14 protein-coding genes are annotated in these 13,659 nt (G+C 49.5%); 4 read left to right on the top strand and 10 right to left on the bottom strand.

Going from position 1 to position 13,659, the window contains the following annotated elements:
* Positions 1-133 precede the first annotated feature (133 nt).
* Positions 134-421 (top strand): GNAT family N-acetyltransferase, encoded by a 288-nt coding sequence (locus ACLIN2_RS02415; RefSeq protein WP_411503137.1) that lies wholly within the window; start codon positions 134-136, stop codon positions 419-421.
* A gap of 178 nt (positions 422-599) precedes the next feature.
* Here the strand turns inward: ACLIN2_RS02415 and ACLIN2_RS02410 are convergent.
* Both ACLIN2_RS02410 and ACLIN2_RS02405 read right to left on the bottom strand, forming a co-directional pair.
* Positions 600-1,936 (bottom strand): IS3 family transposase gene (locus ACLIN2_RS02410; protein WP_411502445.1). Its coding sequence is split into 2 segments (ribosomal slippage): positions 600-1,543 and positions 1,543-1,936, totalling 1,338 coding nucleotides; the frame shifts between segments, so codons are not numbered across the junction.
* A gap of 116 nt (positions 1,937-2,052) precedes the next feature.
* Complete coding sequence (locus tag ACLIN2_RS02405; protein WP_122925648.1) at positions 2,053-2,685, bottom strand: nitroreductase family protein; 633 nt, start codon at positions 2,683-2,685, stop codon at positions 2,053-2,055.
* A 126-nt stretch (positions 2,686-2,811) separates the two neighbouring features.
* Here ACLIN2_RS02405 and ACLIN2_RS02400 point away from each other — a divergent pair, with 126 nt between their 5' ends.
* Positions 2,812-3,567 (top strand): SDR family NAD(P)-dependent oxidoreductase, encoded by a 756-nt coding sequence (locus ACLIN2_RS02400; RefSeq protein WP_411503136.1) that lies wholly within the window; start codon positions 2,812-2,814, stop codon positions 3,565-3,567.
* A 231-nt stretch (positions 3,568-3,798) separates the two neighbouring features.
* Here the strand turns inward: ACLIN2_RS02400 and ACLIN2_RS02395 are convergent, their stop codons facing one another.
* The 4 genes from ACLIN2_RS02395 to ACLIN2_RS02380 all read right to left on the bottom strand — a co-directional run bounded on the left by ACLIN2_RS02395 (position 3,799) and on the right by ACLIN2_RS02380 (position 7,707).
* A complete protein-coding gene (locus ACLIN2_RS02395; protein WP_400586947.1) occupies positions 3,799-5,472 on the bottom strand; it encodes a b(o/a)3-type cytochrome-c oxidase subunit 1 in 1,674 nt (557 codons plus the stop codon).
* Between the two features lie 16 nt (positions 5,473-5,488).
* Entirely contained in the window at positions 5,489-5,956 is a 468-nt protein-coding gene (locus ACLIN2_RS02390; protein WP_122925645.1) for a cytochrome c oxidase subunit II, read from the bottom strand.
* Positions 5,957-5,980: 24 nt separating this feature from the next.
* A complete protein-coding gene (locus ACLIN2_RS02385) occupies positions 5,981-6,148 on the bottom strand; it encodes a cytochrome c oxidase subunit 2A (protein ID WP_092270656.1) in 168 nt (55 codons plus the stop codon).
* Positions 6,149-6,390: 242 nt separating this feature from the next.
* Positions 6,391-7,707 carry an MFS transporter gene (locus tag ACLIN2_RS02380; RefSeq protein ID WP_411503135.1) on the bottom strand — a complete coding sequence of 439 codons (1,317 nt, stop codon included), beginning with the start codon at positions 7,705-7,707 and terminating at the stop codon, positions 6,391-6,393.
* Between the two features lie 301 nt (positions 7,708-8,008).
* Between ACLIN2_RS02380 and ACLIN2_RS02375 the strand changes: the two genes are divergently transcribed.
* Positions 8,009-9,679: a LytS/YhcK type 5TM receptor domain-containing protein gene (locus ACLIN2_RS02375; protein WP_122960080.1), complete on the top strand. Its 1,671-nt coding sequence runs from the start codon at positions 8,009-8,011 to the stop codon at positions 9,677-9,679.
* 16 nt (positions 9,680-9,695) lie between these two features.
* Positions 9,696-10,460, top strand: a complete 765-nt coding sequence (locus ACLIN2_RS02370) for a LytR/AlgR family response regulator transcription factor (RefSeq protein ID WP_122960079.1) — start codon at positions 9,696-9,698, stop codon at positions 10,458-10,460.
* A gap of 81 nt (positions 10,461-10,541) precedes the next feature.
* On the opposite strand, the gene ACLIN2_RS02365 is transcribed toward ACLIN2_RS02370, so the two are convergent.
* The 4 genes from ACLIN2_RS02365 to ACLIN2_RS02350 are packed head-to-tail and all read right to left on the bottom strand — an operon-like array spanning position 10,542 to position 13,640.
* On the bottom strand, positions 10,542-11,081 hold the full coding sequence (locus tag ACLIN2_RS02365) for a hypothetical protein (RefSeq protein ID WP_400586952.1): 540 nt from the start codon (positions 11,079-11,081) through the stop codon (positions 10,542-10,544).
* Between the two features lie 19 nt (positions 11,082-11,100).
* Positions 11,101-12,411, bottom strand: coding sequence for a sensor histidine kinase (locus ACLIN2_RS02360; RefSeq protein WP_411503134.1), 1,311 nt, complete (start codon positions 12,409-12,411; stop codon positions 11,101-11,103).
* Complete coding sequence (locus tag ACLIN2_RS02355) at positions 12,404-13,099, bottom strand: response regulator transcription factor (protein WP_411503133.1); 696 nt, start codon at positions 13,097-13,099, stop codon at positions 12,404-12,406. The genes ACLIN2_RS02360 and ACLIN2_RS02355 overlap by 8 nt, the downstream gene beginning before the upstream one ends.
* Positions 13,074-13,640 carry a ferric reductase-like transmembrane domain-containing protein gene (locus ACLIN2_RS02350; RefSeq protein ID WP_092271052.1) on the bottom strand — a complete coding sequence of 189 codons (567 nt, stop codon included), beginning with the start codon at positions 13,638-13,640 and terminating at the stop codon, positions 13,074-13,076. The genes ACLIN2_RS02355 and ACLIN2_RS02350 overlap by 26 nt, the downstream gene beginning before the upstream one ends.
* Between the last annotated feature and the right edge of the window lie 19 nt (positions 13,641-13,659).

Below are 13,659 nucleotides of genomic sequence, written 5' to 3'. Positions count from 1 at the left end.
TCGTTGCGAATGCGTATTTACACGTATGGTAGAAAATGGGGCTTGCTTGCGTGCTACCCACTAGACACTCCTTTTATTACCAGATATCTTTAATGAAAGCATGTATGAATCGGTCAAATCGGGAGGGATTCGCATGGAATGGCAGACCTTTACCCGCGCTGTGGATGCGCTGGAAAAGGCCAAAGCTTCATGGAACAGCGGGCATCACTTCATGGTGTCCAGGCTCAAAAAGCCGCTGAGCAGGCGCAAAAATGGCTACGCGTCCACATGCGTCGCTATACTCAGTCAACAGCTTTTGGATGCGGGCTACCAGTTCTGCTCCCTTTACACCGATCTCGCCAATCCGACCTCAAACCGGATCTATCAGGCGATTGGCTATCTGCCCATTCAAGACTCAGTCGTGCTCAGGTTTGATCGTTGAATCTCGTTTACATAAAAAAACCTCTTTCGAGGACTTTTCAAAGAGGAGCGATCGCGTTTTAGCGGTAGTTTTTTATGCGCTCCGGAATTCATAAGCCTATCGCTTATAAATTCATATACGTAGAAAAAGGAAACGCTAACGTAAAATGTACCCTTTGTAAAGGACACTTTTAAAAAGTCTAGGCAGCTCTCAGTAGATGATCCCTGTATTGAACGGGGGTCATCTTTTTTAAATTCCATTGGTATCTATAGTGATTGTAGTACGTCATGTAATGCTTAATTTCACGTTTTAATTCTTCAAGACTCGTACATTTCTTAATCGAGGCTTCGTCTTTAAAATGACCAAAAAAGGACTCCTGAGGGGCGTTATCCCAACAATTCCCTCGTCTTGACATCGATTGGCACAATGTAAGTTTCTTCACCAATTTCTGAAAGTCAGGGTGAGTATAATGCGTTCCCTGGTCGGAGTGGATCATGGCATCTTTTGCCCTCTTAAAGTTTCGATTCTTTTTTAATTTGAGAAGGGTATCCGTAGCTAAGTCCATGGTGATACGGTCTGACACATGGTAGGCCAAGATCTCATTGGTCGAACCATCTTTTATCGTGGATAGATAGGCTTTTTGACCTTTGCCGTAATATAGATAGGTGATATCCGTTAAAAGCACTTTCCCAGGAATATTTTGTTTGAATTTTCGGTTTAAAAGGTTGGGTACAACTCGGTGCTCCTGTGTGGCTTTCATCATTCGTCTATATGGATTTGCCTTTCGAATGGGACAAATGATGGCAAATTTCTTCATAATCCTCCGAATACGCTTCAAATTGAAGACAACTTGAAATTGACCCGCCAAGGTCATTTTAATTTGACGAGCCCCTTTCTTACGCCCTTTAAAATGGAAGGCTTTTAAGATGATCTCTTTTGCAATTTCATCCTTCTGGTCTTTTTTCTTTCTCTGTTCCTGCGACTTAGCCGAGAAATAATTATAATAACCGCTACGAGACACACTTGCTACTTCACAAAGATAACGCACCATATGTTTAAGCTGGTACTTTTCAATGACGGAACGGATAAGCATATATTTCTGGTCAGGAGGCAGGACTACGGGCTTTCCTTCAGCCCCCTTTCTGCTATACGAATCTTTTTTAACAGTTCATTTTCGGCTTTTAATAAGTTGTTTTGAGCCTCTAAACGAGCGTACTTTTCCTCTAGAGTCAGTTCCTTTTCACGAGGGCGTCCAGTGTTTTCGGTTCTACTGTCATGCAACCCAAGCAACCCGTTTTCGCGGTATGCGTTAAGCCATCTATCTGCAGATGACTTCACTCTCTGTGGTCCAATTACATCCACATCAAACCCATATTCCTCAAAGATCTGTCTTGGAAATTTTCCTTTTTCGTATTCAACAATAAAAATACGCTTAAATTCATCGGTATAAGTAATTGACTTCGCACTTACTGATTTGATGTGAGAATTTCGCTTTAGTTGGTTCATCTCTTTTTCCGTAAATATCTTCTTGCTCATACTTTCCCCAGCCCCGATTTTTTTCTTAATTATACAGAAAAGTACCCTATAGGTAGACTTTTTTAACGTGTCTACTCTATAGGGTACATTTTAACGTTAGCGCTCCCTTTTTTTCTTTAGAAACTGTTTTCAATAACCAGCTGGTCTAATCCGAGGCGATCTGTTGGATGTGCTTGCACGGCGGCTTTCCCAATAGTGAGCATTAGCGATGGGATATAACGGGACGGGATGTTCAAGGCTTCTACGAGCTTCGCTTTGTCGTAGCCTCCCATCGGGCAAGTGTCATAGCCTTTCGCTTTGGCAGCCAGCATCAACTGCATAGCAGCGTAGGAGGAATTGCGTATCGCTTCATCGCGTGCCATTTCCGGATTGTTTTTATACGCATTCTCGACTTGGGAAATCATCGTATCGCGAACTTGCTGAGGTACCAGACCCTTTGCCAGCGCTTGGTCGTACACGACAGTCGCAGCCTTGTCTGCTTCCAGATCTCCCAGTATGATGATAGTAGCATAGGCATCTACGACTTGCTGCTGGTTGTACGCGATTGGTAGCAGCTTTTGCTTGATAGCCGGATCGGTTACGACCAGAAAGCGCCAGTGCTGCAGGTTCCATGAGGATGGCGCGCTAGCTGCCAGACGCAGGATTTCGTTCAATTCCCCTTGAGGGATCGCTACATTCGGGTCGTATTTACGTACGCTATGTCTTGCTTCCATCGCCTGTTCGGCTGTTAATTTCTGATCTGTTTGCATGTGAGGGCCTCCTTTTGTTTCACACAGTTGATTCATAATACGAACATTACTTACTTTATTATAGTTAGGTATTTTTCGCAACTATATTTTTCAATCTCACTTTTCTATTGTTAGGAGGACAATAACATGACATTCATGGATAACATTGTCATCGTCACAGGTGCCGGAAACGGGATTGGACGTGCCGTAGCCACCTTGTACGCTGCCAATGGCGCGCATGTCATCATCGCCGAACGAAACCGAGAAGCTGGAGAGGCTGTCGCCCAAGCCATCCAAGCCTCCTCGGCTACTACTGGTTCTGCCACGTTCCACCAAACAGATGTCAGCCAGCCACACGAAATCGAACAGCTGATGGACATGGTCGACGCGCGCTGGGGTCGATTGGACGTGCTGATCAACAACGCCGGGCTGTCCACTTGGGAATCCCCTTACGAGCTCCCTGTAGAAGCGTGGGATCATATCCTCAACACCAACCTGCGCAGCGTCTTTCTCGGCTCGCGGGAGGCAGCCAAAATCATGAAAAGACAGGGCAAAGGAGCCATTGTCAACCTGTCCTCTTCGCGTGCGCACATGTCTGAGCCCAATAGCGAAGCGTACGCAGCCTCCAAAGGCGGGATTCTCGCCTTGACTCATGCACTCGCTGTTTCCCTCGGTCCTGACGGTATCCGGGTCAATGCAATTTCTCCAGGCTGGATCGAAAATGGCGACTACTCCGCTCTGCGTCCCGAAGATCATGCCCAGCATCCAGCAGGGCGTGTCGGTGTACCCGATGACATTGCCCGCGCCTGCCTATTTTTGACCCAGAAGGACAACGATTTTATTACGGGCACAGAGCTGATCGTCGATGGCGGCATGACGAGAAAGATGATTTACCTGCCATAAGCTAAACCAATGCCCCTCCTTTTGAATACCTTGGTAGTAACCAGAGACAAAGGAGGAGTCCCATGCCATTTGAAGAGGAAGACCTCAGACTGCTCGCTCTATGGCTGCTTGCCATCGGGTATCTGATTCTTGCCTTTACAGAATTGGCTGCCCTTTACTACTAAATGATCAACGAAAAATCCACTCGCTCTTATGAGACGAGTGGATTTTTGAGTTCCATTATTTTTTGAATCACCACGTTTTAAACGGCGGCGAGCCTGGGGCCTGATGATGAATCTGCTCCATGATCGGATAACCGTACGCCATCACGATCAGGAAAGCGACGAGTCCAATCCATACCGGCCATCTTTCCAGCAAGCGCGGTACCTGCTGCTCTTTTTCCGTTTCCCCAATCGGATACTCGGTGTAGCCTTTTGGTGCGTAGAAGGTCAGGTACACGAGGATGAGAATCAGCAGGATCGCTGCCACAAACAGCAGTCCTCCGCCAAAAGCCATCACCCGTTGATAATCCATCCAGCCCAATGCCGTCGGATGATCCATGTAGGTCGTATAGTCAGTCCGACGTGGAGCTCCCGAGAGACCCATTGTGTGCATGGCAAACGACATCAGGAACATCCCTACTGCCCAGAATACGGTTTGGACCATCCCCATCCGATTGGCAGTGCGCGTAAGAGTCCGCCCTGTCAGTACAGGGATGAGCCAGAAGCTGACCCCAAAGAATGTAAGTGCTACGGCTGCTCCCACGGTGATGTGGAAGTGCCCGGTAACCCAAATCGTATTGTGCACAACCGCATTGATCTGGTTACTTGCGTTGATAATACCGCCTGCACCGCCAGGGATAAAGAAGAGCATCCCTACAAACGGAGCGAAGAAGCGTACGTCTGTCCAGGGCAGCTTTTTCAGCCAGCCGAAGAGACCGGTTCCTCCCTTTTTGCGTCCCGTGGTTTCGAAGATCGCAAACATCGAGAAGGCTGTCATGAGCGATGGGATGACGACAATCAGCGTCAATGTCACGTGAATCATTTTCCAGCCAGCCGAGATCCCTGGCTCCATCAGCTGATGGTGGAAGCCGACCGGAATCGAGAACAGCAGCAAGAGGATAAACGCGAGACGGCTGAGCGAGTCACTGAAAACATGCCCGCCGATAATCCGCGGCACACACACATACCACGCGATGTACGCCGGCATCAGCCAGAAATAAACCAGCGGATGTCCGAAGAACCAGAACAAGGTACGGCTCAGCATGATGTTGATCGTTGGCGAGATGCCCAGCGACCAAGGGATTAGCTGAAAAATAACCTCGACCGCTACGGGAAGCGTCGCGATAATCCACATCACAAACGTCGTCACTGACATGAACACAAAAAGTGGAGAGATTTTTCCAGGATTCTCTTTTTTCCATTTGCGATAGCTGGCAAAGACAGCAAAGCCTGCGAACCAGCTGCCGACGACGAGAAGCGCTGCCCCGATGTAGAAGAACGGAGATGCTTTTAGCGGCGCATAAAACGTGTACAGGACCGAAGCTTCGTTCATCAGGATCGTGACAACAGCCATCAGCGTACCGACTACCATCAGGATCCAGCCAGCCCAGCCCCACCCGAGTGCCGTTTTGTGAAGCGAACCTCCAGTTGTGCGCGCTACACCTGTCAGAAGAAAGCCAACGATGAAAAACGTCGTAAAAATAAGTGCCATCAGCACACCGTGGGCCGTCAAGATCTGATAGTAATTCGTCCAGCTGGGAAGCTCCATGATCCCGCCGCGCACCATGCCCTGCACCATACCAGCAAGCGCTGCAAGCCCAAAGGCAATGTACGCCACCCAGATATACGACAATCCGAGACGTGCTGCCGGACGGGCAACAGTAGAAGGCAGTCTATCTGTATCAACCTTTCGTGCGATTACCATGTAAAATCACCTCGCTCTATTTCACGATGATCGTCGTCGCCATCACCTGATGACCGGCGCCGCAATATTCGTTGCAAATGATCAAGTACTCACCTGGCTTGTCAAAGGTGTATGTCGCCGAGTTGATATGTCCCGGCATGACCATGAAATTGACGTTCGTACCAGGAATCTGGAAGCCGTGGATCACATCTGGACTCGTCACGTGAAAATTAACCGTCGAGCCTACCGGAACTTCCATTTTGGTCGGCGAAAAGCCAAAAGCAAAGGCCGTCATGTAGGCGTCGTATTCTTTATCTCCTACCTGCTTCAAGCCTGGTTTATCAAAAGGCGGTGTCTCTGCTACCTTCTTCGGATCAATCATTTCCATATTGCTGGGCGGAGCCATCCCCATCGCAAATGCGTTCACGCACAGCAGCAGGATAAACAAGGCCAGCCCACCTGCTCCCAGCATCAACCAAATTTTTTCAAACCGATGCAAATGCATACGTACCCTCCTTCGCTTCCCCTCTTATGCACGCTCTAGGAAAAGGCCAAAAACACCAAACCAACTGAGGAGAATGATTCCTCCGACGATCAGCACAGCGGCAAACGTACCCTTGAGATTTTCCTGTTCTGTCTGCGGGCCCGTCTGCTTGTGACCCTTCTTTTTTTCCGGGCTGTTTGTCTGCGTCTCCATCGTGCTCTCCTCCTTTCTTTGTGCCTTTCATGGCGTCGTTCCTTTACGCCTTCATTCTATCCCGTGGCTGAGGCAGAAGTAATTCGGGGAAATCCCCTAAAGTGGGGAGAAAACACCCTGATATTATCCAGTTTCTGTCACAGGTTTGACACAGCAAAAAGACCAGCCCACAAGCATGGCGGCTGGTCTTCCTGGCGGTTCCTAACTGTTTTGATGACGAACGAAAGCTTTCCGTTCTTCCATTATGCGGTATGCTTGCCTTCGAGCTCAGCCTCGATCTTGGAAGTCTTCGAGGATTCACCCATGCGCCAGTAGACGACGAGGCTCAAGGCAACACAAGCGGCTACATAGTAGTAGAAGAGGGACTCGACCCCGATGCTTTTGAACCACAGTGCGATGAACTCCGCTGTACCTCCGAAGATCGCTACGGTCACCCCATACGGGAAGCCAACACCCAGAGCGCGGATTTCCGTTGGGAACAGCTCGGCTTTTACGATCGCGTTGATCGATGTATAGCCTGTGACGATGATGAGACCGATCAGCATCAAGAGGAACGCCATGTACGGGCTTTTGGTATGCTCCATGAGCAGGAACAGCGGAACGGTAAACAGTGTTCCCAAAACCCCGAAGCCAATCAGCAGTGGACGTCGGCCAATCCGGTCGGACAGCGCGCCGGCAATCGGCTGCAGGATGACGAATACGAGCAAGGCGACAAAGTTAATCCAGCTGACTTCCTCTTTCGGCAGTCCCACCGTATTCACCATGAATTTTTGCAAATAAGTCGTGTATGTGTTGAAAGCGATGGTTCCCCCGAGAGTCAGACCGACTACTGCCATGACTGCCTTCGGATGCTTCATCAGCTCTTTGAGGGTACCAGCCTTGTCCCGGCTTTTCGTTCCCATTTTCTCAAACTGATCAGACTCGTCCATGCTACGGCGCAGCCACAGGACAGCCAATGCCCCCAAGGCTCCGATCACGAAAGGAATGCGCCAGCCCCATGTATGCATAGCATCTTCGCTCAAGATTTGCTGCAAAATAATCTGTACACCCAGCGCAACCAGCTGACCACTGATCAGTGTAACGTACTGGAAGCTGGAGTAGAAGCCGCGGCGACCTTTGTCAGCCATCTCGGACAGATAGGTTGCGGAAGTTCCATACTCTCCACCGAGCGACAGCCCTTGGAGCAAACGAGCCAAAACGAGAATGATAGGAGCAAATACGCCAATCGTTTCGTAGCCCGGCGTACAGGCAATGACCAGAGATCCGCCGGCCATGATGGTCACAGACAGTGTCAGCGCTGCACGGCGGCCGTGACGGTCAGCGTAGCGTCCTAGGAGCAAGCTCCCGATCGGACGCATCAAAAATCCGATAGCAAATACTGCTGCTGTGTTCAAGAGCTGGCTGGTCGGGTCTCCTTTCGGGAAAAACTGGGACGAAAAATAGACCGCAAAAGCTGCATAGGCATACCAGTCGTACCATTCGATCAGGTTTCCGAGTGAGCCTTTAAAGATGTTGCTTGTGATACGCCGTGACTTTTCGCGTTCGCTCAATTGAGCCATTGTTGTACCCTCCTCTTGTTTGCTTCGAACCTTCTGCGCCGGAGATATTGAAACCGCTTGCAAATGAAACAATACCTTTGCATGTGCAAGAGGGGCATCATTTGCTTTGAAAGGGATTTCATTTTCCCCCGAAACGGATTCGAATAATCTGAACTGTCCTTATTTTAGATCGATCATTTTCCCGGTATCTATCAACTCGTCCCGAGTGGTCAAAAACGGCAGCTGACCTGCCAATAATCCCATTTGAATGGCGTTGATTAATATTCCTGATCGAGCTACTCTTTACCATAAGGGGGCTATTATGACTTTCACCATGCTACTGAGACTGCTGGAAAACATATCCGGGATCGCGGTGATCTCCCTCATCATCGGCCAGCTGGATTATTTTCGAAACATTGTGTACGGGAAAAACGACTGGAAGCGGATCGTGATCCTCTCCACGCTGTTTGGCTTCCTATCTGTGATTGGAACGGAGCACGGCATCCGCATCAATGATGCTCTCGCGAATACACGCATTGTCGGAGCGGTTGTGGGAGGATTGATCGGGGGACCCGTGGTCGGATTGATCGCAGGTATCATAGGAGGTATTCATCGCTATTCGATCGGGGGCTTTACCGCTGCCGCCTGTGCCATCTCGACCGTTATGGCAGGCGTCTTCGGAGGAATGGTCAGCAACAAAATCAATCTGTTTCGCTTGAAATGGCAGCATATCGTGCTGGTCGGCCTGGTCGCCGAGCTGATTCAAAAAGTGATGGTGCTGCTCATCGCAAGACCGTTTTCGGCGGCACTCGAGCTGGAAATGAAAATCGCTATTCCCACGACACTCGTGACCGTTATCGGACTGTTGATCTTCACGCGTATCTTTTTGAATATGAAAATGATGCAGGACCAGTCTGGCGCTTTGGGTGCCAATCTGGCGCTGTCCATCGCGAGTCAGACTCTGCCGCACCTGCGGACAGGACTTACTGTCTCCTCTGCGGGAAAAACGGCCGAAATCATCCGTGAAATTGCCATGGTCGACGCTGTTGCGATTACAGACCGGGAGAAGCTTTTGGCCGCGAAAGGCGCCGTTTTGGAAAACTATGTGCAAAAAGAGACGCTTTGCGTACAAGTTGCGGAATCTGTTTTGACGCAAAATGCATTGGTGTGCCTGGACAAAAATCCATCCACTCCCCGCTCGCTTCGTCTAAAGTCGGTGATCGCCGCGCCTTTGTACCATCAAAATCAACCGATTGGGACACTGCAATTTTACTTGAAAAGCGCTTCCTTCCAATCGTCCCAGACCAGCCAGAAATTGCTGGACGGCTTGGCCAATCTCTTGTCCGTCCAAATCGAGCTGGCCGAAATCGAGCATCAGTCCAAGATGCGGCAGCAAGCGGAGGTAAATGCCCTGCAGGCGCAAATCAACCCGCATTTTTTGTTTAATACGCTGGGCACGATCAGCTCTTATTGTCGGACAAACCCTGAACAGGCGAGAAGCTTGATCGGCAATTTGAGCGACATCTTCCGGCGCAATCTGAAAAGCAAAGGCAATTATCACAGCTTGCAGGAAGAGCTGGACGGGATTACGTCTTATCTGGAAATCGAGAAGGTCCGATTCGCCAACCGCCTGAAGGTGAACATGGAAATAGATGAAGCCCTGCTCGATCGAAGGCTGCCGATCCTGACGCTGCAGCCAATCATCGAGAACGCCATTCACCACGGCCTGTTCCCCAAAATCAGCGACTGCGTCCTCACGATACGTGTAGAGGAGTCCGGTCATGACGTAAAAATCAGCATCGAAGACAACGGGGTGGGAATCAGCGAAGAGCGCCTGGCTGAGATTTGGAATCATCAATCGCGGGGAATCGGCTTGTCCAATGTTCATCAGCGGCTGCAATCCATCTATGGAAAAGAGTACGGTCTGCAAATCCAGAGCACGCCTGGCGACGGAACGATCGTTTCTTTTGCCGCCCCGTTAACTGCTTCTTGAAAGGATGTGCATCCGTATGTTCTTGAAAACGATGATTATCGATGACGAGCCTGCTATTTGTTCCGAATTGGAATATTTGCTGAAAAAGTATATCGATATTGATGTGATTTCCATCCATTACAATCCGATTGATGCCCTTCCCCATATTGTCAATTCGGAGCCTGACCTTCTCTTTCTCGATATTCAAATGCCCGGGATGAGCGGCCTGGAATTTGCTCAAAAGTTGAGTCAGCTGTCGCGGCCACCGCTCATCGTTTTTTCGACCGCGTTTCATGAGCACGCACTGGAAGCCTTTTCGACTCCTGCTGTTGGCTATCTCACCAAACCGATCTTGGAGTCGCAGCTGGATGATGCGATCAAAAAAGTGAAGAGCCTTTTGCATAAACCGGACGGATACGAGCGCACTCCCACATCGGGTGACCATGCTGGGCTGGGTGCAATTCTGGACGAGCAGGTCTGTATCCGCAAAAACAACAAGATCATCCCTGTCCCTGTCAGCAGCATTTATTTTGCCTTTGTCCGGGAGCGAGACTTGTTTATTGCGACGAAGGACACCGTCGAAAAATGGGACCGTTCCTTAAATGAACTCGAAGTTATTTTAAACCGCTCTGGTCATTTTTTCAGAAGTCACCGAAACTATATTTTGAATCTGCGTCAGATCAAAGAAATCATTCCCTGGTTCAACAACACGTATTTGATCAAGATGAACGACAACAGCCAGACCGAAATTCCCGTCAGCAGAGGGAAGACGAAGTTGTTTCGCAGCATGATGAATCTGTAAAGACAATTGCGCAAACCAAAACGGAGCGATAGTCTGGCCTTCTTGCCGCTTTCGCTCCGTTTTAAACTCTACCTATATCATTTATAGAAAAGCATGTAGGAAAAAAAGAACGGCAAACGCAATCCCTGAACGCATATGCCACTTCTTGTCCAGCTTCCGGTACCTCAAAAGCCCAGATATCGGCACAGGAATCAGCACACAGACGGCAAGAATTCCGCTCACATTCTCAAAATTAAGCTCAATTCCGTACAGAAAGGCTCCGACAACATGCAAGACGATTAACGACAGTGCCACCAGGGCGGCAGGCGTATGCCAGCGGCGAGCCAGGCGCGATGCTTTTACCAGCCATTGCTTCACTTGGTTCCACCGGTCCACTAGACCCTTCTCAAACAGAAACAGGATTGCGTAATGGGCGAGAACGACGAAGAGCGCAAGCCTTGCCATTGAACCGTAATCCTTAAAGACCGATTTAAACGCCCGCGTGTGAGTGGTGTCTCCTGGATACTGATAGAGCTGCCAGCTTCCCCAAAACACGATGAAAATAGCCAGTACGAGGGCTGTGTATACCAAGGTTCGTTCTGTCTTATTTGAGATCCAATGCTGTTTTGCTTGGCGTGTCATGATCAAAATCACCTCTTGGCTAACTCGATAGGATTGGAAGGACAACACTAAACAGGGTTCCTTGTTCTTTGGAACTGCTAACGCTGATTTGTCCTTTGTGCATTTTTACAATTTGGGCTGCAATCGATAGTCCGAGTCCGGTCCCTTCCACTTCCCTCGAACGCGCCTTGTCCGCGCGGTAGAAACGCTCGAATACGTACGGCAAATCTTCCTTGGGAATGCCGTTGCCGTAGTCGCGAACCGAGCATACTACCCGGTTTGTCCCATCCAGTACCGCGTCTACGACTACCTCGCTCCCCTCTTCGCTGTACTTTACGGCGTTATCGAGCAAAATGTAGAACAGCTGACGGATGGAATCTCCGTCTCCCATTAGGTAGACTCCTTCGAGAGCGGCTCGATTAACGATCTTTACCTTTTTCGCAGATGCCTTGATTTGCATCCGTTCGGCCACCTCGCGAATCAGTCCGTACAATCCCACTTTTTGGAAATGGCGTTTTTGATTGGCCTCGACATCACTTCTGGCCAATGTCAGAAGATCATCCGCGAGCCTGCGCATTCGGTGAATCTCGTCCAACATGCTTTGCAGCACCGTTTGGTGAAAGGCCGGCAGCGACTCCTTTTTTTCCTGCAAAATTTCGGCGGATGACAAAATGACACTCAGCGGTGTGCGCAATTCGTGCGAAGCATCCGTTGTGAAATCTATTTGCCTTTTATAGGACTGATTGATCGGAATCATCGCACGTCCTGAAAACCAGTAGCCGACCAGCGCCGCTCCCCCCAGCAAAAGAATTCCGGTTACAATCAACGTCCATCTCATTTGATGCAGAAGCTGCTCCATGCGGGAAACGTCTTCTGCAAGATAGAGCTGGGCGTCGTCTTCCGCGAAGAAGGGCCGGTAGACGGCAAAGATTTTATTTTCTCCCGCAGCTGTTACGGAGATATGCGCGATCCTCCCAGCGGTTGGCTCATGTTCCAAAATCGCTTTTTGAATAGCCGATGCTAGCTGGCTGTCATGCTCAGCATTCAGTTTGAAAAGCTGCTGCTCTTTTGTCACGAGCATGAATAGCTGGTTAGGCTGCAAGAAATCGAAGTCCATCCTCCTCTCAACGATAAGCCCCTCTTCCTCCGAGCTCTGGGGAAGGAGCTTTCTCTCCCTCGATTCCTTCCACTCATGAATGGCTTTTTCTCCGATTGCTTCCAGCTGTGCCTGCTCATTGCGAAGCATGATCGCGGAGAGCGTCCAATAGAAACCGACAAACACCACCAGCAATATCAAAGCCAGCATCCCGCTGTACATGAGGGTCAAACGTTTCCTCGTCTGCTCAAACACGCTCGTGTTCCTCCGCTTCATAGAGACGATATCCGACACCTCTGACATTATGAATCAGCTTTTGCGCAAACCCGTCGTCCACCTTTTTCCTTAGCAGCTTGATCGCTGCGTCGACAGCATTAGGAGTGATCATTGCGTCTAGCCCCCACACGTAATTGATGATTTGCTCCCGCGTGAGGACCTTTTCCGGATGGCGCAGGAAGAACTCCAGCAGTTGGAACTCTTTTTTGGTTAAGTTAAGCAGCTTTTCGTCTCGCCATACCTCATGTGACTGTCTGTTCAGCCTGATTCCCGCGTATTCGCAGCTCTGCTCCTGATTCTGAGCTACAGGTATTCGCCTCGAAAGCGCATGAATACGGGCGAACAGCTCTTCAAAAGCAAATGGCTTCACCAGGTAATCATCTGCTCCTCGCGTAAGTCCGGTCACGCGATCATCGATGGCATCTCGTGCGGTCAGCATCAGAATGGGGGTCCAGTCATGGCTTGCACGGATTTCCTCACAGAGCACAAGACCGCTTTTTTTGGGCATCATCCAGTCCAAAATGTACAGATCATAGTGGGTCTGCCTTAGGTACTCCATAGCGAGCTCGGCGTCTGCCACCCATTCGACTGTATGATAGTCCTGACTTAATTTGTATTGAATTAATGGACCCAGCTTAGGATCATCTTCTACCAGCAGAATGTGCAAGGCTGCGCTTCCCTCCTAGAAAGGCTCTGGCAATCAAGAGAATCGAGACAACAGCAAACGTGACGACGTAGGATAAAAAAATCCATCCCTCTTTGGTGTCCGTGCCTCCTCCGATTCCGTGAGCAAGCGCCAATACAAAAGTCGGATAAGAGGCAAAATGAATGACTCGCCATACTTTTCGGTGCAGTTTATTTCGCAGATCGGTTGTCAAAATAATGATTGCCATACCGTATGCCGCAAGCGTTCCCAGCCCATTTACGACAGGGGAATGCGAAGCGGCAAATGGCAGCAGGATTTCATACCACGAAAAAGGCATGTACGTATCAATCACTAGCAGCATAGCATGAAAAACGCCTATAAACATACCGGAAACCGATACTGCTCCGTGTAGCCTGTAAAGTTTTCCCTTTGTCTTAGGAGTCCATCCCGGGAAGCTGTAGCTAATGCCAAGGACAACACCCGCAAAGAGCAAATAATACGAGAGCAAACCGAAAAATCGAATCATCTCCCAGGTAGGCAGCTGCAAGATCCATTCTGTCATGTAACATGCACTCCTTTCC

Source organism: Brevibacillus centrosporus, from assembly GCF_046622605.1.
In the GTDB taxonomy this organism is placed as follows: Bacteria; Bacillota; Bacilli; order Brevibacillales; family Brevibacillaceae; genus Brevibacillus; species Brevibacillus centrosporus.
The sequence above is the reverse complement of the archived record's forward strand: the minus strand, read 5'-3'. Positions and strand labels throughout refer to the sequence as shown.